Raw genomic sequence first — 23,532 nt, 5'->3', positions numbered from 1 at the left:
TCTTTTTCGGGCGTTCTGCAGCCCGCAGCATCAGTTTTATCGTTTCTTGAGGAGATTTTTGGCGATGTACCATCGACGTGTCCATGTCTGCATCTACGCGGATGACCTTTGCATCGAAAATGCCGTGAAGGGCGCTGCGGCGCTTGAAAATCTCGAATACGTCCTCGGCACGTCCCAGACTCTCGATGCGAGCCTGGCCAAGCAGAGTTCGGTCATCATCCTGGACCTTCCGCACGACGAGGCCGCCATCCGCAGCATAGACGATGCGCGAAGCGAGGGTTCCGTTTTCGTGGTCTGCGCCGACAGCGGCGACGCCGGCATCGGCGCAATGTACCGACATTATGACGAGTTGTGGCTCAGGCCTCTGGACGAGGAGAAGATCGCGTATCTCTTCGGCAGGATAGCCGCGCGCATCAAAATGATTGAGGACGCCTGGCTCACCGATGTCTGGCTGGAGACGCTCATCGACAGCCTGCCCGACCTCATCTGGTTCAAGGACGCCCGGGGCGCCCATCTGCGGGTCAACGACAGCTTCTGCGACGCGGTCGGGAAGACCAAGGCCGACATCCGCGGCCGCGGGCATTACTACATATGGGACATCGAACCCGATGAGTATGCCAAGGGCGAATACGTCTGCCTCGAGTCCGAGGAGATCGTGCTCCGGGAGAAGAAGAACTGCCTCTTCGACGAGACCGTCAAGATCAAGGACTCGTTCCGCAAGTTCAAGACCTACAAGTCGCCCGTATTCGACCGTGACGGCTGCGTCCTCGGCACCGTCGGCGTGGCGAGGGACGTCACGGACCTGCAGAATTTACAGATCGAAATGAACATCCTCTTCGAGAGCCTGCCCTTCGGCGTGGTCGCCACGGACAAGAACCAGCGCATCACGGCCATGAACGGCAAGGCCCGGGAACTGCTCCCCGGCGGCGACGCCCCTCTGCTCGGACAGGATTTCGACGCTCTCCTCAAGGCCTTGGCAAAGCGGGCGTCGCCGCAGCGATCCCTGATCGACCGCAACGGGCATGAACCGCTGTTCCTGGAGCGGGACAAGGTGTTCAAGCTGCACAACGAAAATCTGCGCGATGTATTTTCCGAGTTTGCCGGGTACATCTATCTCTTCCTCGACGTGACCGAAGACCATCGCCGCAAAAAAGAACTCATCATCGACGCCAACACGGATTATCTGACGAAGTTGAACAACCGGCGAAAGTTGCATGATTTTTTGCGAAATACGCCATGCACGTCGGGGACGTCCATGCTGCTCGCCGACATCGACGACTTCAAGCAGATGAACGACACTTACGGTCACGACGAAGGCGACAGGATTCTCGTGGCGTTTTCAGAAATACTGCGCGCCAATTTCGACCCGGAAAACATTTTTCGTCTCGGTGGCGATGAATTTGCCGTCATCTTTCCCGCAACGGGACAGTCGGCCGAAACAGCGTTGGAATGTGCGCGCGATGCAGCGCAGAAGATCATCGCCGAAACCGAGGGGCGCGCGATACACCACGCCATTTCGGTCAGCATCGGCATTGCGGCGGCGTCCGACCAGGAAGAGGATTTCGGAGCCCTGTTCAAGAAGGCCGATGTCGCGCTGTACGACGCGAAATGTTCCGGCAAGAACACCTGGTGCGCTTGGAGCGCCCGGCCATGACCGCCGCGTGGTCACGGTTCTGATCAGGGCCCAGACGGTCCCGGCCCCTCACATCATTTCCTTCCCCTGCGAAAAGAAACGCCCCGGTTTTCCGGGGCGTGTCGGCGTGGTGGCTGGCCCACGCGGGTTTCTGCAGAGAGTCGTGTCGATCAGACGAGCCTCTTGCACCACCTGCACATCCGTGCGGTCGGCGAGAGTTCGTTTGAGCAATGCGGGCAAATCCTGCGGGCAGGGGCGGGGTTGGCCTTCTGCGCGGCGAGGGCGGGGGGCATGAAGCAGGCGGCCATTGTCGCCAGAGGACCGAAAAACGCCCCCAGGAGCAGCCATCGAACGGGGTTCCTGCCCTTGGCCCCGGCGACGCGGCCGGCGTATGCGCCCACGGCGACCCAACCGATCACGTAGAACATCACGGCGTCTTCTCCTTTTTTGACGGAACGGCGCGTCGCGCCGCTGCGGATGATGTCATACAAAATCGTAAGCCGAGTAGCGCTGTCGGGATTCAAGGTCAAGAATGTCATACGCGGCCGGCGCATCTGTGCGCCCGGCCGGACGGGAATGCTGCGCGCCGTCCTGCGCAGCCGGGGCTGGATGCGCAGGACGGCCCGGGATCGTCAGGGGGCGGCCGGATGGGACAGGGCTGTCCGCCAACCGCCGCCCATGGCCTTGTAGATGTTCACAAGCGATGTCAGGAGCGCCGTGCGGGTCTGCACCGCGTTGATCTCCGACGGGAAGAGCTGCTGTTCGGCCTGGAGGACCGTCGAGTAGGGCGTGTACCCGCCTTCGTACTGCAGGTGCGCCAGGCGGACATACTCGCTGTTGGCGTAGACCAGGCGCTCCTCGGAGCGCATCTGTTCCGTGAGCCGCGCTTGCGCGATCAGGGCGTTTTCGACATCGGCGAAGGCGTTCTGGATCGCCGCCTCGTAGGCCAGGAGGGCCGCCTTGTGGGCGGCCTCGGCCTGCCTGACCCCGCTCGTGACGGCCCCGCCCGTGAAGATCGGTCCGGTCACGGAACCGGCGTAGCTCCACATGCGCGACGTCCCCTTGAACAGGTCCGAGAGGTCCGAGCTCGTGAAGCCGTAGGCGCCGGTCAGGGAGATGGTCGGAAAGTAGAGGGCCTTGGCCGCGCCGATGTTGGCGTTGGCTGCGACGAGGCGCTGTTCGGCCTGGAGGATGTCGGGCCGGCTGGCGAGGAGGTCCGACGGCAATCCGGCCGGCACGTGCGGCAGCCGGAGTTCGCCGATGGGCGTGCCGCGTCGGATCGGCCCCGGGTTGCGTCCCAACAGGATGGACAAGGCGTTTTCGGTCTGCTCGACCTGCGACAGCAGTCTGGGGATGGCTGCCTCGGCGGTTTCGTACTGCGACCGGGCCTGGGCCACGGTCATCTGCGACACCTGGCCGTAGGCGAAGCGAAGTTCGAAGATGCGCAGCGACTCGGCGTAGGCGGCCTGTGTCCGCTTCGCAACTCGCAGCTGCTCGTCGAGCCCCAGAAGCTGGATGTAGCTCTGGGCCACGGACGAGACCAGCGACAGGGTGACGCCCTGCCAGGCCGCCTCGGTGGCCAGCAGCTCGGCGCGTGCGGCCTCCGACAGCCGCCTGATGCGGCCCCAGAGGTCGATCTCCCAGCTCGCGCTGGCCAGGGTCTGGTAGGAAGACTTCGGGTTGTCCATGACCGAATAGAGCATCGGCGCGTCGGTCTCGCTGGCGCGTTGTTCGGTTGCGGTGCCGCCGTAGCCGATCTGGGGGAACAGGGGCGAGCGGGCCTGGGTGAAGACCGCCGCCGCCTGCTCGATGTTGGCCGCGGCGATGGCCATGTCGCGGTTGCCGGTCAGGGCTTCGGCGATCAGGGCGTCGAGCTCCGGGTCCCCGAACTGCCTCCACCAGTCGATGTTCGCCGTCTGGTTCGCGTCCCGGTCGGCGTTGGCGAAGGCCTGGGGCACGTCCAGGGGCGGGCGGGCGTAGTCCGGCCCGACCGTGCAGCCGGCCGCGAGCAGAATCAGGGCAAGGGTCATGAGGGCGCGCATGTCACTGTCCCTCCGTCGGTTCCGGCGATTTCGCGTTGCGTGCGGCCGCCCGCTTGGCCTCGGCGCGTTCGGAGAAGCGGTCGAAGAGGTAAAACAGGAGCGGCACGTAGAGCATGGCCAGGGTGGTCTCGCCAATCATGCCGCCGATGATGCCGGTGCCGATGGAATGGCGGGCGTTGGCGCCCGCGCCCATGGCGATGGCCAGGGGCAGCACGCCGAAGGCGAAGGCCAGGGAGGTCATGATGATGGGCCGCAGGCGCTGTTCTCCGGCCTCGATGGTGGCCTCCATGATGGACCGCCCCTGGCGGCGCAGTTCCACGGCGAAGGACACGCGCAGAATGGCGTTCTTGGCGCCCAGGCCGATGAGCACCAGCAGGCCGATCTGGAAGTAGACGTCGTTTTCCAGGCCCCGCAGCCAGTTGGCCGTCAGGGCGCCCAGCACGCCGAAGGGCACGGCCATCATCACGGACCCGGGCAGGGTCCAGGATTCGTACTGGGCGGCCAGCACGAGGAAGACGATGACCAGCCCGAAGACGAAGGCCAGCATGGACGTGCCGCCGGACTGCTTCTCCTCGAAGGCCAGGCCGGACCAGGCGAAGGCGTACCCTTCGGGCAACACCTCCCGCGCGACCTCCTCCATGGCGGCGATGGCCTGGCCGGAGCTGTAGCCTGAGGCCGCGTTGCCGTTGACCTTGGCGGCGGGGAAGCCGTTGAAGTGCGGCAGGAGGTCCGGACCCGACACCCAGCCTGTAGTCACGAGGGCCGAGAGGGGGACCATGATTCCGTCGCCGGACCTGGCGTACAGGCGCGTCAGGTCCGCGGGATGCTGACGGTAAGCGGGTTCGGACTGCAGGACGACCCACCAGACCCGGCTGTACTCGTTGTACTGGCTGGCCGTGAGGGACCCGAACTGGGCCTGGATGGCGCTGTACACGTCCTTGACGGGCACGCCCAGCAGGCTGGCCTTCTCCCGGTCCACGTCGATGCGCAGCTGCTGGGTGGTGGCCCGGAACGTGCTGCTCAGTCCCGTGAGCTCCGGCCGCGTGCGCGCCTTGGCCAGGAACTCGCGGGTCAGGGCGTCCAGCCTGGCCGGTTCGCCCGCGGCCGTGTCCTGAATCCAGAACTCGAAGCCGCCCGTGGTTCCGATGCCGGGGATGGCAGGCGGCGCCACGGGCAGGACCAAGCCCTCGCCGATGGCGGCGGCCTCGCCGTGCAGGGCCAGGAGCACTGCCCGGGCGTTCTCGGCCTTGGCCCGCCTGACGGACTCGTAGCGCTCGTCGAAGGGCTTCAGGGTCACGAAGAACGTTCCCGCGTTGGTCTTGAAGCCGCTGTCGAGAAGGCTGTACCCCGTGAGTTGGGTGCGCGTGTCCACGCCGGGAATCTTCCCGAAGATCGCCTCGACGCGGTCGGCCACGGCCGCGGTGCGGTCCAGGCTGGCGCCGTCGGGCATGACGATGGCGGCCATGACGTAGCCCTGGTCCTCGTTGGGCACGAAGCTCGTGGGCAGCACCTCGAAGAGGTGGACGATGGCGTAGATCAGGACCGTCAGAACGCCGAAGGCCACGAGCATGCGCCGGATGACCAGGGTCACGGCGTGGCCGAACCCCCTCGTCAGGGCATCGACGCCGCGGTTGAACCAGGCGAAGAACCCGCGGGTCGGCGGCTGGCTGTGCCGCAGCAGCACGCCGCACATGGCCGGAGTCAGCGTCAGGGCCACGAACCCCGAGACCGCCACGGACACGACGATGGTGATGGCGAACTGCTTGTACAGCTGCCCGGTGGACCCGGGCAGGAAGGCCGCCGGGATGAAGACCGAGGCCATGACCAGGACCACGGCCACCAGGGAGCCGGAAATCTCGTCCATGGCCCGGATGGTCGCCTCCTTTGGCGGGAGGCGGTGCAGGACCATGTTGCGTTCGACGTTCTCGACCACGACGATGGCGTCGTCCACGACCATGCCGATGGCCAGGACCAGGCCGAAGAGGGTCAGCAGGTTGATGGAGAAGCCCAGGGCCAGCATGCCGGCGAAGGTGCTGACCAGGGCCACGACGATGGCTACGGTGCAGATGACCGTGGTGCGGAAGTTCTGCAGGAAGAGGTAGACGACCAGCACGACCAGCGCGATGGCTTCGAACAGGGTGTGGATGACCTCGTCGATGGACAGGCGGACGAAGTCCGTGGTGTCGAGGGAGATGACGTAGTTGAGGCCGCTGGGGAAGCGGCTCTTCATCTGCTCCAGGGCCTTGCGGACATCCTTGGAGACCTGCAGGCCGTTTGCGCCGGGCTGCTGGTACACGGCGATGAACGTGGCCGGAGTGCCGTTGAGCTTGCCGTCGATGATGTACTGCCGCAGGCCGACCTCGGCCCGGGCTACGTCCCCCAGGCGCACGATACCGCCGCCGTCGGGGTTGGCGCGCAGGATGATCTGCTCGTACTGCGCCGGATCGGTGTAGGGCCGCTGGGTGACGACGGGCAGCGTCAGCTGCACAGGGCCGGAGGTGGGCTGCTGCCCGATCTGTCCGGCACCGTAGAGGGCGTTCTGACTGGCCACGGCCTGCTGGATGTCGCTGGTGGTGATGCCCATGGCGGCCATGCGGTCCGGGTTCATCCAGATGCGCATGGCCTGGTCCGGGATGCCCATGATCTGGGCCTGTCCTGCGCCGGGCACACGCTTGATGGCGTCCAGCACGTAGACATTGGCGTAGTTGGCGATGTACTCGCTGCTGTAGCGACCGCCTTCGGCGTAGACGGCGATGAACATCATGATCGACGACGCCTTTTTCTGCACCGACACGCCGAGTTGCGAGACGGCCTCGGGCAGCTGGGGCAGGGCCAGGTTGACCCGGTTCTGGACCTGCACCTGGGCGATGTCGGGATCCGTGTCGAGGCCGAAATAGACCGTCAGGGTCAGCTGCCCGGTGGAGGAGCTGGCCGAGGACATGTAGAGCATGTTGTCCACGCCGTTGATCTGCGCCTCGATGGGCGCGGCCACGGAGTCGGCCAGGGTCCGGGAGTCGGCGCCGGGGTAGGTGGCCGAGACCGTGACCTGTACGGGCGTGATGGGCGGGTACTGCTCGATGGACAGCGCCGTCATGGCCACGAGTCCGGCCAGGCAGATGATGACGGCCACGACTGTGGCGAAGATCGGGCGGTCGATGAAGAATCTGGAGAACATGACGCCCTCCCTCTACTGGCCGTCCGTCTTGGGCCCTGCGCCATTGGAGGCTGGCCGCCCGACGGGTTGCGCGGACACGGCCATGCCGGGCTGGAGGGCGAGGGCGCCATCCACGACGACCCGCTCACCGCTCTGCAGGCCCTCGAAGACGAACCAGTCGTCCCCATGCCAGTCCCCGACGAGAACGGGGCGCTGTCCGGCCTTGCCGTCCGGCCCGACGGTCCACACGAAGTGGCCCTTGGCGCCCTGTTGCACGGCCCGCTGAGGCACGAGGACAGCCCCGGGCCGCATGGCCCCCGTGAGGCGCGCCCGTACGTACTGGTTCGGGCGCAGAACTCCCTGCGGGTTGGGGACGCTGACGCGGACCAGGAACGTGCCCGTCTGGGGATCGTAGGACGGCTCGGCAAAGGTCATCCGTCCGGTGTGGGGGAAAACCGAACCATCGACGAGGATGATCTCGACCTCGTATTCCGTGCCCGCCGGCGTGATCAGCCTGCCCTGGGCGATCTGGTCCCGGAACTGCTGCATCTCGTTTTCGGAGAGATTGAAGTTCACCCATATGGGCGAGAGCACGGCCACCGTCGTCAACAGGCTGTTCTGGGGGTTGATGTAGGTGCCGTCGGCCTGCTGGGCCGCGCTGCTGACACCGTCCACCGGCGAGGTGATGGTCGTGTAGGAGAGGTCGAGCCTGGCCGCTTCGACCTGAGCCCTGGCCTGTTCGACCGAGGCCGCCGCCGACAGGTACTGGCCAGTGGCTTCGTCGAGGTCCTTCTGGGACAGGGCGTTCTGCTCGGTCAGGGGCTTTGTCCGGGCCAGGTTGCGCCGGGCCGTCTCGTAGGCCGCCTTCTGTTTGCTCAGGGCTGCTTCGGCCTGGGCCAGCTGGACCTGAAACGGTTTCTTGTCCATCTGGAAGAGAATCTGGCCTTCCTTGACCGGCGCGCCCTCGGTGTACAGTCGCCGATCGAGGAAGCCGCTGACACGGGCCTGGATGTTGACCAGATGCGAGCTCTGGGTCCGGGCGACGTATTCGAAGTTCACCGGCACGTCCTGCGGGACGATGTCCATGACCGAAACGGCCGGTGGCGAGGTCGACGGCTTCGGCGCATCCTTTTCCTGGCCGCAGCCGCCCAGGCACATGGCCAGGAGAATGATTCCGGCACATTTCGACAGCCTCGTGACCCATGACGGTTCCAGTCGGATTTCTGGCATCATCGGCGAATCCCTCTCTGTTGGAGTGCCGGTATTCGTGGCGGAAGATCAAAGAATGCCTGGCGGGCGGCCGCATTTCCGGGATGCCGTACAGCCGGCTCCCCCGTTCGGCGCCTCACTGCGGGAAATACGTCACCTCTACGCCTGATTTCAGCCCGCGGCAAGCCGCTCCCGTCTCCCGGCGAACGTGCGGCCTTGACACGAATCGGCCGAAGGAAGGAAGAGGGGGCCTTCCCCACACTCAACCGAACGGAGAACACATGGAACAACAGAAAGGAACATGCCCGGCCTGCGGCAAGGAAATTCCCCATCCCGTACTGTATCGGTGCATATCCTGCCATGCGCAGTATTGCGTAATGTGCGAGGGTTCCGAGTCCGGGATCAAGTGCCCCAAGTGCGGGCAGAGAGGGCGGATGGTACTGGACCAGTGTGCGTCCAGAAAGGCCGGGGCATAGCGATTCGCGGTCACGGGTCGATGCGGGGCGACCTTTGCGCCGCCGTCTTTCCCGACCGCATTTGCGCGCAAGGAACCGCCTCCGGGAGGAAGCGGGCCATGACCTTTACGCCTTGACGATAACCCCCGTCCCGTGCAGGTCCGGCAGGGGGACGACGAAGGCTTGGTGCTCCTCGCAGAATTGACGCACGGCGTGCTTGGCTCCTGCGAAGCGCCCGTTGTTGTAGTCGTGGACGATGATGTAGCCGCCCTGCGACATGCGCGGGTAGAAGTACCGCAGGCCGTCGAGGAGGGGCTTGAACAGGTCGGCGTCGAGGCTCGCGACGGCGAAGCATTCCTCCAGCCCATCGGCGGTTTCGGGAAAATATCCGACCCTGAACACGGCCCGTTCCGGGTGCGGCAGCCGCGCCAGCACAGCCTCCACGCTCGTGTCCGCGAAGTTGCCCGCCTCGGCCCGCGAGAATCGACGCTCCCCCTCAATGGCCACGTCGCGCCCGTCGAAGCCGGCAAAGGTGTCGAAGAGGTAGAGGCTGCGCTCGGGGAACAGGCGGTTCATTTCCGCGGCAAAGGCCCCCTGGTATACACCGAGCTCCGCCACGGCGCCGTCGATCCCGCGCTCCCGCACTTCTCCGGCGATCATGCGCAGGGTCGCCAGGCGCAGGTCGAAGGTTCTGCGCAGTTCAGGGGCCGTGACGATGCGCGCCCCCACGTTCATGGCCGCAAGGCGTTCCCGCACGCTGGCGCAGGCGTCGGCGTTGAGCATGGAAAGGAACACGGCGTCGGGCGCGAGGTCCGGGATCGCTTCGGGCGGCACGACGGGTATGCCGCCCAGGTTGGTCCCCCATTTTGCCGCGTCGCTGTCACAGTACGCTCTGACCGTGATGTCGCCGTGCAGCAGATTGGCGACCATGCGCCCGCCTTGTCCCGCGCCCCAGATGATGACGTTTTTCATATGCGTCCCCGTACTGCAAATTTTCAAGTTCGCCCGATGGTAGGGCAGGGACATAGCCTCGCCCTGATGTGGTCGTCAAAGACATAATCGGATTTCCACCCCGGGGTCGCGGCTGAACGGTCACGCGCGGGGAGGCTTGACGGGTGGGGCTGCGTTCGCAGGGCGACGCGCGACGCGTCCCGGCCGCTTCCACAGTCCGGTTCGGACTGCAGATAGACAACAAGGACAGGATATGACGGAAACCTATACGATTCTCATCGTCGGCCGCGGCAGGCTCGCCGCGGAATTGCTGCACGGACTGCAGGGGCCCGGAATCGGCAGTGTCCTGCCGTGGGACGAACGGACGGCGGCCGGAGACGGGCCGTGCATGGTCGTCCATGCGGGCTCCGGCAGAGAGCTGGGCGACGTTTTCGACTTCTGCGGCGCGCGCGGGACCGTGCTCCTCGATCTCTCGACGGCCGGCACGCGCTACCCGGCCGAGCCCGGCTTCCCGCTGGTCGTCTGCCCCAACGTGAACATGATCATGCTCTCCTTCATGGCCATGGTCAGGCAGGCAGCAGGGTATTTCCGGGGTCTCGACATAGCCATTTCAGAATCCCACCAGGCCGCCAAGAAGACGAGCCCCGGCACGGCCGTCCATCTGGCCACCTCCCTGGGTGTCCCCGCGGCCGTCATCCGCTCCGAGCGCGACCCGCAGGTCCAGCGCGAGGTCATCGGCATCCCCGAGAAATTCCTGGACCGTCATGCGTACCATGACATCGTGATCAGGGACGAGCAGGTCGAGATACGCATGCAGACTCGGGTGCTCGGCAAGACGGCCTACGCCACGGGCCTGGCGCGGGTCATCGGCATCGTGTCCAGTAGGCGGCCCAGCCCGGGCTGCCACGACATCGTCGATCTGATCCTGGGCGACGCCTAGCCCTGCCTGGGGCGTCACCAGCCCCTCTGTCTGGCCAAGGCGCAGGGGAGAAATCAGGTTTGTCAGGCCAGCCGATTGTCCGCTGACGACTAGCCTGGCACGCCCTCCATATGCCTGGGCGTCTCGCTTCGGCCGCGGGTACAGTCTTCCCTTCTTGTCCCGTGACAAGGACGGACAGAACGTGAGATAAAGCCAAGCAAGTCTCTCGCGAACCTGCAACATGTCGCATGTCGACAAAGGAGTGCGCGGTATGAAACGATTTGTGGCGATGCTCCTGTGCGCAGGGCTGGCCTGCGCGTCTATGTCCTTCCGTGTCTGTGCCGCCGGGCAGGAGGGTGCCGGCGGCGGTCCCTTTCTGGCCAGCGACAGCGAAGCGACCAGGAGAATCCTGGCCGTGTTCGAGGCCCTGAGCCGGATTCCGCGCTGCTCCAAGCACGAGGCCGCGGTCTCGGAGTGGCTGGCCGGACATGCCGCCGAACGCGGCTGGACGGCCAGGGTCGACGGCCACCGCAACGTGCTCGTCTCGGTGCCTGCGTCCAAGGGCTTCGAGGGCCGGGTGCCGGTGGTGCTCCAGGCGCATATGGACATGGTCTGCCAGAAGGACGACGCTTCAACCCATGACTTCGAAAAGGACCCCATCTCCCTCGTGCGCGAAGGAGAGTGGCTGCGGGCAGACGGGACGACCCTCGGCGCCGACGACGGCATGGGCATAGCCGTGGCTCTGGCCCTGGCCGAGGACCCCTCGAGCCCGCACCCGCCCCTGGAGCTCCTCTTCACCACCGACGAGGAGATCGACATGTCGGGCGCCTGCGGCCTGTCCGAGGGATTCTTCTCCGGACGCAAGCTCATCAACATCGATTCCGAGAACGAGGGCACGGTGACCATCGGCGCGGCCGGCGGGATCAAGACCGTGGTGGCGTTGCCCCTGGCCTACGCTGCGGCGGAGCAGGGGCGGCAGGCGTATTCCCTGCGCATCGACGGGCTGCTGGGCGGGCATTCGGGGGTGGAGATCGACAAGAACCGCGCGAACGCCAATGCCCTGGTGGCCGAGGCCCTGGCCGCGGACATCCCCCTGCGCCTGGCCACGTTCAACGGCGGCTCCGCGGACAACGTCATAACCAGGACGTCCGAGGCCGTCTTTACCTTGCCAGCGGATCGGCTGGATGCGCTGCAGAAGCGGCTGGCCGTTTTCGAGCGGGACGCGCGCAAACGTTTCCCGGACGAGACGCAGCTGGCCGTGACCCTGACCCCTGCGGCCGACTCCCCGCAGCAGACTCTGTCCGAGGCTGATTCCGCCAAAGCTCTGCGCATGGTGGCGGACTTCCCCCAGGGCGTCATCGAATGGTCCAAGCAGCTGCCCGGACTGCCCGAGACGTCCAACAACATCGGCGTCGTCAAGACCGGGGACGACACCCTGACCGTCGTCACCTTCCAGCGCAGTTTCAGCCTGGCGAAGCTGGAGGATGTCGCGCGCGGCATCGAGCAGACCGCCACCAAGTCCGGCGCGGTCGCCACGCGGCGCAGCACGTTCCCGGCGTGGCCGCCCAACCCCGAATCGGACCTGTACAAGAAATCCCTGGCCGCCTACGAAGGCGTGTTCAAGACACCCATGAAGACGGAGATCATTCACGCCGGTCTGGAGTGCGGCTACATGGCCGCGAGCACTCCGGGCCTCGAGATCATCTCCATCGGCCCGACCATGGAGAACGTCCACACGCCGCGCGAACGCGTGCACGTTCCGTCGCTGGAACGGATCACCGCCTTCCTGCAGGCCCTGGTGCGCGAACTCTAGGAACCTTCGAGCGGGATCGTGTCGGGCATCGGCACGACCCCGCAACGAGGACTCGCCCGGCGGGGCGACACTGGAATCGGCGCCGCGACATCGTTCATCTGGTAGGTGCGGAGGGCCGCGGCGTGCGGAAGATCATGGGGTCGCCGGGATTCCATGGCTGCAGAAGCTGGGTCTGCCCGGCGCCCGCATCGGGGAACTCCCGGGCGGCAACGACTTCCGCCGCAGTACTGTCGTCTCGCATGTCGGCGAATCTGAAATCGAGCGGTTCGACCGTCTTGAAACCGAGAAAGTTCCTCGTCACTGTTCTGCCCGCCAGCAGCAGGGAACCGATATAGAGCGGCGCGTCTCCTTCCGGGACCACGACCCTCCAGATGCTGACGCGCGGCAGCCCTTGCGGCTGCGGGTACTGGGGGCCGGATGCGGGGCCGAAAACGCGCAGGTAATGGCTGCCGGGGGCGAGGCGGAGGCAGACCCAGCCTTCCCGGGTTGACGCATTGGTCAGTCCGCTCAGCCCGATCGGCGAGAATTCCCCGAAGGTTTCGAAGGTGGCCAGGGAAAGCCGGACCAGCGGAATCGCCGCAAACGCCTCGCGCTGTTTGCCGTCCACAACGCACTGCACGTTGAGCAACACCGCTCGCGTGCCGCTCGTGTCGAAGGCGGCGGGCATCCGCGACCCCGGAAGGCCGACGGCCGTGCAGGCCGCCACAACCGCCGCGATGACAAGGATGGTGCAGACGAGCGGAACCCTGACGGCGGAAACCGGAAGAACTGCTGGCAGAGTGCTCCTCATGTCATTCCTCCGTGCGGCGCGCCGGCGTCCGGCCGTCCAGCCAGTCCATGAGAAACTCCGGGGCGGAGCGGGAGAGAGGTCGCGTGGTCCGTTCGAAACGCCTGACCACGTTGTCGCCGTCGAACTGGATCAGCAGAAGATAATGTCGGGGCACATCATGCGCGTCGCCTGCGATCTCCGTGCTGCCGAAAATGACCCAGACGAAAATTCCCTGACGCATGTCCCATCGATAGATGAAGACCCTGGCGTCCTCCAGGATGATGAACGGCTGACCCAGATGGCGGACGACCTCGTCCCGGGTGGTCACTCCCTGCCGCAGGAAGGATTGCTGGAATTCGGTGACGGGACGGCCCTCGAGAACCTTGTCCTCGGCGGTCGGGATAGGCATCACGACGCAGCCCTGAAGCAGGAACGCGAGGACGGCCCAGCGCAGGTAACGGACTGCCCGTCCGGGGGAACCGTCGACTGGCGCAGAGGTGACCGCCGCACTGGATCGGAGAATGCAGTCCTTCATGGCAACCCCGTTCGGGTGACAAGAGACGCCCTCATCGGAACAGCGCAACCATATCCCGTCCTCAAGACGTCCGCCAGCCCCGGCACCATCCTCGCTTCTGTCGGCTCACCCTGCGCCGCACCCTGGTCCGTCTTCGACGGAACCCCTCTTTTTTGGTGAGTGGCGGATCGCTCACGGACTGTTGAAAAACTCAAAGTCCGCAATCATCTAAAAATGGTGAGATGCAAGGACGCGAAAAAAGCCGGACCCTTTTGTATACGCAATACACTGCGTGTCCTGGCTTTTTTCGCTGACGCGGCAGATCGCCGTTCTTCCACGGACTGCTAGGCCACGGCCGTCTTCAGCGCCTCCCGGCTGAAGGGGAGCTCCCGCAGCCTGACGCCCGTGGCGGCGAAGACGGCGTTGGCCACGGCCGGGGCGATGGGCGGCAGACCCGGTTCGCCGATGCCGCCGACCGGGTGCCGGCTTTCGGCGATGAAGACCTCCACGGCCGGGACCTCCTTCATACCGAGCAGACGGTACTGCGAGAAACCCGACGTGGCCACGCCGCCCTTGGCGAACCTCACGCGTTCGTTCAGGGCGATGCTCAGGCCCATGACCACGGCGCCCTCCATCTGGGCAGTGATGGCGTCGGGGTATACGGCCGGGCCGCAGTCCACGGCGCAGACCACGCGGTGCACGGTAATGACCCCGGTCCCGCGGTCCACGGAAACCTCGGCCATCTGGGCCACGGCCGAGCCGAAGCACTCCGTCACGGCTACGCCCCGGCCGCGGCCCGCCGGAACCGGGCCGCCCCAATCGGCCTTGTCCGCCAGCAGGGTCAGGGTGCGGTGGGCACGGGAGTCCTTCTCCATGAGCCCCAGCCGGAACTCCACGGGGTCCTTCCCGGCCGCAAGCGCCAGTTCGTCCATGAAGGACTCGACGGTGAAGCAGTTGTACGAGTTGCCCACGGACCTCAGCCAGCCCACGGGGATGGGCAGGTCGGGGATGGCGTATTCGATGCGGCGGTGGGGGATGGCGTAGGGCATGCCCTCGACGCCCTCCACGGAGGTCGGGTCGAGGCCGTTCTGCACGGCCGAGGGCCACAGGCGGGACATGATCGACGACGAGACCAGCCTGTGGGACCAGACGACGAGCTTGCCGTCGCCGTTCAGCCCGCCGCTGATGCGGCAGACGCTGGCTGGTCGGAAGACGTCGTGGGCGAACTCGTCGCCGCGGGTCCAGACGACCTTGACCGGGCGCCCTAGTGCCTTGGACAGGCTGACGGCCTCGGTGACGACATCGGTCTCGCCGCGGCGGCCGAAACCGCCGCCGCAGGGCGTGGTCATGACCTCGACCTTTTCGGGTGGCAGGCCGCAGATTCTGGCCCCCTCATCCTGGGCCGCGGTCTGCCCCTGGGTGGGGGCCCAGATGCGGCAGCGGTCCTTTTCCACATGCGCGGTGCAGTTGGTCGGCTCAAGCTGGGCGTGGGCCACGTATGGTACGGAGTAGGCCGATTCGACGACCATCGCGGCCGCGGCAAGGGCCTCGGCGGCGTTGCCCGTGTCCTCGGCCACGGCGGCTGGGCCGTCGAGCTTCGCCAGGAGTTCCGCGGCGATGGCCGCATCGCTCAAATCCGGGCGGCTGCCCTCGCTCCAGGTGATCTTCAGGGCGTCCCGGCCCTGCAGGGCAGACCAGGTCGATTCCGCGCAGACCGCCACGGCGTCGCCCACGGGGATGACGTCCAGCACCCCCCGCACCTGCCTGGCCCCGTCGGCGTCCACGGCGACGGGCCTGGCCCCGAAGCGCGGGGGGCGAGCCAGCACGGCGACGCACATGCCGGGGAGGCGGAAGTCGATGCCGAAGGCCGTGCGTCCCTGGACCTTGTCCTCCATGTCCAACCGTCTTCTCAGGGTGCCGATGACGGCATAGTCCGCGGCATTCTTCAGAGGCGGATCGGCGGGCACCCGCAGCGCGGCCGCCTTGGCGGCCAAATCTCCGTACCCGATGCCGCGTCCGTCGGGATGGCGGACCTGGCCCGCTGCGGTCGTGCAGACGGCCGGGTCGACGCCCCATTGCCGGGCCGCCGCCTGCACGAGCATCAGCCGTGCCGCCGCTCCAGCCTTGCGGAGCATGTCCCAGCGATGCCTGATGCTGGTGCTGCCGCCGGTGGCCTGCATGCCCCATTCGGGGTCCTTGAAGGGCTCTGCGGCCAGTGCCATCCTGACGCGCACGCGGTTCCAGTCGGCGTCCATCTCGTCGGCGATGATCATGGCGATGCCGGTGTGGGTGCCCTGGCCCAGGTCCGTCTGCCCGACCCACACGGTCACGGAACCGTCGGCGTCAAGCTCCAGGAAGGCGTGGGGGCGGAACGGGGTCGCCGGGGCCGCCGCCCCCGGGGAGACGTTCATGAGCACCAGCGCCCCGGGAGTGATGGCCACGGCCAGGACCAGGAGGCCGCCTTTCAGGAAATACCGTCGCGACACGTCTTCGTTCATGGCGTTTCCTCCTTCATCTTTCCGGCGGCCCGGCGCATGGCAGGGATGACTCGCGGGTGCGAGCCGCATCGGCAGGCGATGCCGTCCATGGCCGCGGCCATCTCCCCGTCCGTGATGCCGGGCCCGGCCGTCAGGACGTCGACGGCCTGCAGCATCATGCCCGTCTGGCAGTAGCCGCACTGCGGCACCTGCAGCTCGGTCCAGGCGACCTTTACGGGGTGGTCCTCCGGCAGACCCTCGATGGTCAGGATTTCGCTTCCCTGTACGCTTTCGACCGGCGTGACGCACGACCGTTCGGCGCGTCCGTCCACCAGCACGGTGCAGATGCCGCACATGCCTTCGCCGCATCCGTACTTGACGCTGGTCAGCCCCAGGCCGTCGCGCAGCACCCACAGCAGGGGCGTGCCCGGGTCCGCGTCAACTTCATGAACCGTGCCGTTCACCTTCAACGAGATCATGTCGCCTCCCTTGGCTGTCGTGCACATAGGCCGGCGGTCGGAAGCCGCCGGGGACCTGCCACCGTATTGGGTCAAAAATCGGTTTTGGTCAAACACCGGCGTCAAGATTCGGAATCTGTACCATACGAGTTGTCCGGGCGGCGGGAATGGACTAATCTGGCGCGACGCGGAGGTGATCCATGACAACCGAAAAGGACGCCGGCATCGATGGACTGCTGGCCATGCTGCAGCACAGGGACGGCCTGGTCAGGCAGAAGGGGAGGCGGATGCTCGTCGAGGCAGGGGAGGCGGCCGTGCCCGGCCTGTGCCGGGTTATGCTGAACTCGCCGTCCAAGGACGCCCGCTGGGGAGCGGCCAAGGCCCTGGGCGAGATTCTCGACCCCGGCGCTATCCCGGCCCTGCTCGACGCCCTGGAGGACCGTAACTCCGACGTGGCCTGGCTGGCCGCCGTGGCCTTGAACAGGCTCGGCCGCGAGGCCTGGAAGCCGGTCCTGCAGCGCCTGGTCGAGCGGGGGGTGGACAGCGTGGCCGTGCGCGACGGCGTGCACCACATCTTGGCTGGCCAGAAGTTCGACCGGTACGAAGAGCTCTTCGCGACTGTCGTCCGTTCCTTGGAATTCGGCGAACTCGACGAGGCCGGGAGCATGGCTGCGGCCGAAATCCTGAAGCTGATGTTGGGCGATCTCTGGCAGGAATGCCGGGAAATGGGAGCCGGAGAGGGTGCGGAAGACTGAAATGCCTGCGCGAGGGAGGAAATGCCTTGACATCGCAGGGGAAAACTGGATGCTTCCTGCCGTTTACCCCTTGGGGACGGGACCATGGTGTTCCTCGCCGTCTGACCGTCCCGAACCACGGAGTTCCCCATGACCGACATCGTCATCCGCCCCATCGGCGTCATCCATTCCCCCTTCACCGACCGGGCCAATATGCCCATCCAGCCCTGCGGCGCCCGCGACACGGCCGGCACGGTCGTCATCGACGAAGCCCTGGCCCCGGGCCTGCGCGACCTGGAAGGGTTTTCCCACATCTACCTGCTGTACCATTTTCATATGAGCCACGGATTCGACCTGACCGTGGTCCCGTTCATGGAGCCGGCGAAGCGGGGGCTTTTTTCCACCCGCGCTCCCCGCCGGCCGAACCAGATCGGCCTGTCCGTGGTGCGCCTGCAGCGGGTGGACGGCAACGTCCTGCACATCCTGGACGTGGATGTCCTCAATGGCACGCCGCTGCTCGACATCAAGCCGTACTTCAGGGCCTTCGACGTCTTTCCCGAGGCCGTCAGCGGCTGGGCCGAGGCGCATCAGCACACGGCCGGGGACATGCGTTCGGACGGCCGCTTCGCAAATCCCAGGAGCTGATCGCCGCGGCGAACGCGCAGGAACCGGCATTGGCGCGTTGGGACATGCGGCATGCAAAAGATGCCGTTTGCGTGCGAGTTTTTTTTGCCTTTGCGGTCTGTTCTTTGCTATGTTGTGTCCAAACCCCGGAGGACACCATGGAACGCGCAGACCAATCCGTGAAGATCATGGTTGAAGACGTCGAACTGACCCTCCATCCCCTTGATTCCATAGACGTCGGCCTGACGCCGACAGGATTCGACCTTGTCCGCAGGGCCGCCTTTTCCATCCTCGGCGGGCGGATGCCCGTCGCCAACCTGGAAGAACTTTCCTTCCACCAGATCCTGGCCATGTTTTCGGACCTCGTCTGCTGGGAAGAGGCCTCAGGCAGGCTCTTCATGTGCGCAGACCTGCCCGGCCGGTGCTACTGCCTGCCCATCCCCGCGGAACACTGGCGCGTCCTGACCAAGGGCCAGACCTTTCATTGACGGAGCCGTGCGGACGGCGCGGAAACCCAAAGTTCTGCCGCACCCTCGACGTTCGGCGATTCCGGAAGGGCCCCTGCAGCGGGCCCTTTCTTTGTAGCCCGATCCGTGAGTCCTTTCTTTGGACGCTTATTGACGTCATCGAACGTTGAGCCTTGCGCATCGCCTCACGTGCCGTGCTTCGTCATTGCGAGGAGTCTTCGACGCGGCAATCCATTTTTCACGGTCTATTCCGGTTGCAATCCAGAGCACGTCGAGGATGGATCTCGCGCGTTGCCCGACCAGGCCGCGCTGCGCTCGCGATGACGGGTTACTTGGGTGATGCGCCCGGATCAACGTGCAACGACGTCAGCGGGCATCCGATGACAACCTGGACGCTCTGACCGGGAGAGCCTTTTTCCTTGGGTTTCGGGCCCGTTTGGCGTAGCGGCCCATTGACGACCTTCCACAGAATCTGGCTGGGATTCAGAACCCCGCCCCAAACCGGAGAGTGAGCATGAAATCAGTCTGCGTTTTCCTGGGATCGAGCGACGGCAACCATCCGGCATATGCGCGCGCCACGGCCGAACTGGGCCGCGAACTGGCTCAGCGTCGGATCACCTGCGTCTACGGCGGGTCCCGCACGGGGCTGATGAAAATCCTGGCCGACAGCGTTCTCGGTGAGGGCGGGGAGGTCGTCGGCGTGACCGTGCAGCTCCTCAAGGACAAGGAGGAGTTCCACCGGGGGCTGACGCGTCTGCACGTCGTGTCGACCATGCACGAGCGCAAGAACCTTATGATCGAACTGTCCGACGCCTTCCTGGCGCTGCCCGGCGGCATCGGCACCCTGGACGAACTCTTCGAGGTCTGCACCCTGAGTCAGCTCGGCTTTCACGCCAAGCCGTGCGGCCTGCTGAACGTGAACGGTTTTTTCGAACCCCTGCGGGCCATGCTCGTCACGGCCGAGCGTGAAGGGTTCATGAAAAGGCCCATGCACGACGCCCTGGACGTGGCCCTGGACCCGGCCGGACTCCTGGACATGCTGCAGCGCAGGATTCCGTCCCTGACGTAACGGGCGACGGTTACATTTTTTACCCGGAAAATCGCTGCATAGAGGTTGTTCTTTTCGCACCGGACGGGTTACAGGTTTTGTGAACAAAGGCCTGGATCGGAGCGGATACGGCGTTCTTGCCGGATTCTGCTGACGATCCTGACACTTCGGCTCAAAACGTAAGTCATGAGGAGAGCGTGGGACGGGTTCAGCGATTGATCGCCCTGTGCGTGGCGGGAGTTCTGGCGCTCATGGCGATATTTTTCTTTCAGCCCGGTGGTGATGACGCCCTCGGACGGCTGCGGAAGACGGGGGTGGTTCGCATCGGGTATGCGGTCGAAGCGCCGTTCGCAGTCCTTGGCGACATCGGCGAGATCACCGGGGAAGCTCCGGAGATCGCGCGTCACGTGGTCGAGCGCCTCGGCATCTCCCATATCGAGTGGCACCAGGTGGAACTGGGCGGCCTCATCCCCGAACTGCGGGCGGGACGCATCGACGTCATCGCCGCTGGCCTCTTCATCACCCCCGAACGCGCCGAAAAGGTCCTTTTTTCCCGGCCCACCATGGCCGTGCGCCAGGCTATGCTGGTGCCTGCGGGCAATCCCCGCGGCCTCCGCTCCTACATGGAGATGGCGGGCCGTTGGGACATCGCCGTCGCTGTCTTGGCCGGTTCCATCGAAGACACGCTCATGGCGCGCCTTGGCGTGGCCGGCGGACGCCTGCTGCGTGTCCCCGACGCCCTTACGGGCCGCAGGGCCGTGGAGACGGGCCTGGCGGATGCATTGCTGCTCTCGGAGCCGAGCCTGCGCTGGATGCTGTCGCGCGGCGAACCGGCACGACTTGAGGTGGCTGTCGACGACGAATTGGAATCAGGGTTGCCCGCGTTCGCCTTCAGGCTGGACGAGCCGAAATTCCGCGATGTCTGGGACGAGGCCCTGGCTGCATACCTGGGGTCCGAAGAACACCTCGCAATGCTGGCCTCCTTCGGCCTGTCCTGGACCCCACCCGCAACGCAGAAAACCGGAGGATGAACATGCCGCGCGTCGACCAGCCCGGAGAATGGAGGCCATCGCGGTGGGTTTTTGCCGCCGTGCTGCTGGCCCTGTGCAGCGTCGGCCTGCTCGCGTGGATGCACTGGGTGCAGACCACGGCCCTGCGGCAGACCACGGCCTATCTCGGAGAACTGCGCCAGGCCAGGATCGATCTGGCCAAAGGGTTCATGCAGGCCAGCCTCGGCGCAGACCCGCAGTCGCCGTTCAGCCAGGACGCCGGAATGAACCTGCTGCGTCAGGCCTTGCGGTCCTTCGAAGCGTCGGCGGCGCGGCTGGATCCGGCCGACGCGGCGGAAACCGAACAGTATGCCCGCAGCATCCGGAGCTTCAGCCTGCTCCTGCAGGACTGGGGGGGGGGCACGAGGCAGGATCAGCGACTGGCCGTGTCCCTGCGCGTCGCCCATACCGGCCTCGAAATGCGTGCGGCGGAGGTGGACGCCCTGCTCCAGGAACGGATCGAAAGCCTGACCGCCAAGGCCCGCCGCACGTATGTCGTCAGTCTGCTCGGCTCCCTGCTGGCCCTGAGTGTCATCCTGGGCATCGTCCTGACCGCGGTGCGCAAGGAGCGCGCGGCCCTGCTCGAACGAGTCCGGCAGGACAAGGCCCTCGAATACAGTCAGGCGCGCTTCAGGGACATGTTCCTCAAGGCGCCCGTGGCCATGGCCATGGCCGACGGGACAGGGCGCATCACCGCCGGCAACAGGAGTTTCGAGCAGCTTTTCGGCTACACCTTGGACGACGTGCCCGACATGGCGACATGGTGGTCCCTGGCCTTCCCCGATCCCGACGCCCGTTCCGAGGCCATGTCGCGCTGGCAGGAGGCCCTGGACGGGGCCCGTCGCGGCGGCAGGGAATTCGACGCCGGAGAATTCCGTGTGGCCTGCAAGGACGGCCTGGAGCGCTCCGTCCGGATTTCGGGAATTTTCCTGGAGGAGGGAGTTCTGTCTTCCTTCGTCGACCTCACCCCCCTGCGCCTGGCCGAAACCGAGCTGCGGCTGTGGGCCCAAGCCTTCGAGAACGCCGAATTGGGGTTGGCCATCGTCGACGCCCGAACCGATTCGATGCTGGCCGTCAACCCGGCCTTCGCCCGGCTGCGCGGCTATGAACCGGCGGAGATGGTCGGACTGCCCATCTCCGCGCTCTTCGCCGAAGACAGGCACGGCCAGCTTCAACAGATGGTCGAGACCCTCAACGCCTCGAACCACGCCGTCTTCGAAAGCGAACACATGGCCCGGGACGGCCGGCGCTTCCCGGTGCTCCTGGACATCACGGTCCTCAGGGACGAGACAGGCAGGCCCATGAGCCGGGTCGCCTACGCCTTGGACCTGACCGAGCGCAAGCAGGCCGAGGCGGCCCTGGCCGAGGTCCAGGCCGCGGCCCTGGAACAGCAGAAACGGGCCAGGATCGCCGCCCTGCAGCAGATGGAGGAGGCCAGAAGCGCCCGCGCCAGGGCCGAGGAAGCCCTGGCCGCCCTGAGCGAGAGCGAGGAGCGGCTGCAGATCTTCGTCATGTATGCCCCCGCCTCCCTGGCAATGTTCGATTGGGAGATGCGCTACATCGCGGCCAGTCAACGCTGGCTGGACGACTACCGCCTGGGCGAGCGGAACATTCTGGGCCTCTCCCATTACGAGGTCTTCCCCGAGATCGGACCGGAATGGAGGGACGTCCATCGCCGTGGCCTGGGCGGGGAGATCATCCGCAAGGAAGAGGACCACTTCGAGCGCGCAGACGGCTCAAGCCAGTGGGTGCGTTGGGAAGTGCGGCCATGGCACACGGTCCGGGGGGACGTGGGCGGTATCGTCATCTTTACCGAGGACATCACCGGACAGAAGGAGGCCGAGTCCGATCTGGTCCGGGCCAAGGAGGCGGCCGAGAGCGCCAACCACGCCAAATCCGAGTTCCTGGCCAACATGAGCCACGAGGTCAGGACCCCTTTAAACGGCATCATGGGCATGCTGCAGCTTCTCCAGACCACGGACCCCAGTACGGAGCAGGTCGAATGCATCACGCTGGCCGTCAAATCCGCCAACCGTCTGACGCGTCTTCTGGCCGACATCCTCGACATCTCAAGCATCGAAGCCGGGCGGCTGGCCGTGCGCTCGGCCGAATTCTCCACTGAGGAACTGCGCGACTCGGTCATGGAGCTCTTTTTCCAAACGGCCCGTGAAAAGGGCCTGGACCTGGCCTGCCGCATGGCCGAAGGGGTGCCGGAACGCGTTGTCGGCGATGAGACGCGGGTCATGCAGATCCTTGGCAACCTCCTGGGCAACGCCCTGAAATTCACGCCGCACGGGAGTGTGCGCCTGGACATGGAGCCGCTGCCGGCTCCGGCCGGGGATGCCAGGCTGCGCTTCACCGTCAGCGACACGGGCATCGGCATGCCTGAGATCAGTCTGGACCAGCTCTGCGCCCCGTTCTACCAGGTCGACGGCTCCTACACCCGGGCCTACCAGGGCGCCGGCCTCGGCCTGGCCATCACCCATCGCCTCGTGATGCTCATGGGCGGCAGCCTGGAGATTCAAAGCGTCCTGGGCCAGGGCACGTCCGTCATGGTCGACCTGCCCTTCGCCGTGCCGAAAGCGCGCGTCGAGTCTTCGCCTGCCCCGGCCGGACTGCCGACGTCTGGCCGGCCCGTGCGCGTGTTGCTGGCCGAGGACGACAAGATCAACCAGATCGCCACGTCCGCGCTCCTCAAAAAGATGGGGCACAGCGTCAGCGTGGCCGAAAACGGCCGGGAGGCCCTGGAACTGCTGGCCGCCCAGGAGTTCGACCTCATCCTCATGGACATCCAGATGCCGGTCATGACCGGCATCGAAGCCCTCAAGGCCATCCGCACGGACCCGGCCCACGCCGCCTCCAGAGACATTCCCGTCGTGGCCCTCACTGCCCACGCCATGGTCGGGGACCGGGAGAACTTCCTCGAACAGGGCATGGACGCCTATCTCAGCAAGCCCGTCGGCATCCGCGACCTGGACTCCGTCATCACCCGCCTGTTTTCAGACTCATGACTCTGGAACGGCTTGCCGCTCCGACCGAACCATGATCTGCCGCACGTGACGGGGAGGGACGCCATCCCGGCCCGACCCGGACCGTGCGCGATTCCCCATGTCGTTTGCCAGACATATTTGCCGGTTGCGTACGTATTTCTTCTTTGATAGGTCAACCAATCGTTTATCGATGGCCCTGAGATCGCCTCGGGCCAACCGCACCTTC

Annotated in this window: 18 protein-coding genes; 9 read left to right on the top strand and 9 right to left on the bottom strand. The window is 65.9% G+C overall.

From position 1 onward, the window contains the following. The first annotated feature begins 64 nt into the window (after positions 1 to 64). Entirely contained in the window at positions 65 to 1,654 is a 1,590-nt protein-coding gene (locus tag G394_RS0111650) for a sensor domain-containing diguanylate cyclase (protein WP_028577805.1), read from the top strand. A gap of 149 nt (positions 1,655 to 1,803) precedes the next feature. Here G394_RS0111650 and G394_RS18985 read toward each other — a convergent pair whose 3' ends face one another. The 5 genes from G394_RS18985 to G394_RS0111625 form a co-directional block, all read right to left on the bottom strand. Then, positions 1,804 to 2,064, bottom strand: a complete 261-nt coding sequence (locus G394_RS18985) for a hypothetical protein (protein WP_156902594.1) — start codon at positions 2,062 to 2,064, stop codon at positions 1,804 to 1,806. A gap of 201 nt (positions 2,065 to 2,265) precedes the next feature. After that, complete coding sequence (locus G394_RS0111640) at positions 2,266 to 3,675, bottom strand: efflux transporter outer membrane subunit (protein WP_028577804.1); 1,410 nt, start codon at positions 3,673 to 3,675, stop codon at positions 2,266 to 2,268. 1 nt (position 3,676) lies between these two features. Continuing rightward, positions 3,677 to 6,850, bottom strand: a complete 3,174-nt coding sequence (locus G394_RS0111635) for an efflux RND transporter permease subunit (RefSeq protein WP_028577803.1) — start codon at positions 6,848 to 6,850, stop codon at positions 3,677 to 3,679. Positions 6,851 to 6,862: 12 nt separating this feature from the next. Next, the gene (locus G394_RS18980; RefSeq protein ID WP_156902593.1) at positions 6,863 to 8,062 is read right to left on the bottom strand and encodes an efflux RND transporter periplasmic adaptor subunit; all 1,200 of its coding nucleotides are present in this window, start codon (positions 8,060 to 8,062) and stop codon (positions 6,863 to 6,865) included. A gap of 557 nt (positions 8,063 to 8,619) precedes the next feature. Then, entirely contained in the window at positions 8,620 to 9,465 is an 846-nt protein-coding gene (locus tag G394_RS0111625; protein WP_028577802.1) for a TylF/MycF/NovP-related O-methyltransferase, read from the bottom strand. 232 nt (positions 9,466 to 9,697) lie between these two features. On the opposite strand from G394_RS0111625, the gene G394_RS18975 reads away from it, so the two are divergent. Together G394_RS18975 and pepD are read left to right on the top strand one after the other, a co-directional pair. Continuing rightward, entirely contained in the window at positions 9,698 to 10,384 is a 687-nt protein-coding gene (locus tag G394_RS18975; protein ID WP_051307141.1) for a dihydrodipicolinate reductase C-terminal domain-containing protein, read from the top strand. A gap of 250 nt (positions 10,385 to 10,634) precedes the next feature. Next, entirely contained in the window at positions 10,635 to 12,176 is a 1,542-nt protein-coding gene (pepD, locus tag G394_RS0111615) for a beta-Ala-His dipeptidase (RefSeq protein WP_084435576.1), read from the top strand. A 94-nt stretch (positions 12,177 to 12,270) separates the two neighbouring features. Here the strand turns inward: pepD and G394_RS0111610 are convergent, their stop codons facing one another. The 4 genes from G394_RS0111610 to G394_RS0111595 form a co-directional block, all read right to left on the bottom strand. Continuing rightward, entirely contained in the window at positions 12,271 to 12,966 is a 696-nt protein-coding gene (locus G394_RS0111610) for a hypothetical protein (protein WP_028577800.1), read from the bottom strand. A gap of 1 nt (position 12,967) precedes the next feature. Beyond that, entirely contained in the window at positions 12,968 to 13,354 is a 387-nt protein-coding gene (locus G394_RS0111605) for a hypothetical protein (RefSeq protein ID WP_156902591.1), read from the bottom strand. 449 nt (positions 13,355 to 13,803) lie between these two features. Beyond that, a complete protein-coding gene (locus G394_RS0111600; RefSeq protein ID WP_028577798.1) occupies positions 13,804 to 15,957 on the bottom strand; it encodes a xanthine dehydrogenase family protein molybdopterin-binding subunit in 2,154 nt (717 codons plus the stop codon). Further along, positions 15,954 to 16,415 carry a (2Fe-2S)-binding protein gene (locus G394_RS0111595; protein WP_028577797.1) on the bottom strand — a complete coding sequence of 154 codons (462 nt, stop codon included), beginning with the start codon at positions 16,413 to 16,415 and terminating at the stop codon, positions 15,954 to 15,956. The genes G394_RS0111600 and G394_RS0111595 overlap by 4 nt, the downstream gene beginning before the upstream one ends. 179 nt (positions 16,416 to 16,594) lie before the next feature. Between G394_RS0111595 and G394_RS20270 the strand changes: the two genes are divergently transcribed. From G394_RS20270 to G394_RS20265, 6 genes are all read left to right on the top strand, one after another. Then, a complete protein-coding gene (locus G394_RS20270; protein ID WP_028577796.1) occupies positions 16,595 to 17,149 on the top strand; it encodes a HEAT repeat domain-containing protein in 555 nt (184 codons plus the stop codon). Positions 17,150 to 17,278: 129 nt separating this feature from the next. After that, complete coding sequence (gene tsaA / locus G394_RS0111585; RefSeq protein WP_028577795.1) at positions 17,279 to 17,773, top strand: tRNA (N6-threonylcarbamoyladenosine(37)-N6)-methyltransferase TrmO; 495 nt, start codon at positions 17,279 to 17,281, stop codon at positions 17,771 to 17,773. 137 nt (positions 17,774 to 17,910) lie between these two features. Beyond that, positions 17,911 to 18,240 (top strand): hypothetical protein, encoded by a 330-nt coding sequence (locus G394_RS0111580; protein WP_051307139.1) that lies wholly within the window; start codon positions 17,911 to 17,913, stop codon positions 18,238 to 18,240. Positions 18,241 to 18,733: 493 nt separating this feature from the next. Then, positions 18,734 to 19,288, top strand: coding sequence for an LOG family protein (locus G394_RS0111575; RefSeq protein ID WP_211226265.1), 555 nt, complete (start codon positions 18,734 to 18,736; stop codon positions 19,286 to 19,288). A 176-nt stretch (positions 19,289 to 19,464) separates the two neighbouring features. Continuing rightward, positions 19,465 to 20,298: an ectoine/hydroxyectoine ABC transporter substrate-binding protein EhuB gene (ehuB, locus tag G394_RS18965; RefSeq protein WP_051307138.1), complete on the top strand. Its 834-nt coding sequence runs from the start codon at positions 19,465 to 19,467 to the stop codon at positions 20,296 to 20,298. Positions 20,299 to 20,300: 2 nt separating this feature from the next. Further along, positions 20,301 to 23,327, top strand: a complete 3,027-nt coding sequence (locus G394_RS20265; protein ID WP_051307137.1) for a PAS domain-containing hybrid sensor histidine kinase/response regulator — start codon at positions 20,301 to 20,303, stop codon at positions 23,325 to 23,327. Positions 23,328 to 23,532 lie beyond the last annotated feature (205 nt).

The organism is Desulfomicrobium escambiense DSM 10707 (assembly GCF_000428825.1).
GTDB lineage: Bacteria > Desulfobacterota > Desulfovibrionia > Desulfovibrionales > Desulfomicrobiaceae > Desulfomicrobium > Desulfomicrobium escambiense.
This window is presented reverse-complemented; position numbering and strand designations above follow the sequence as displayed.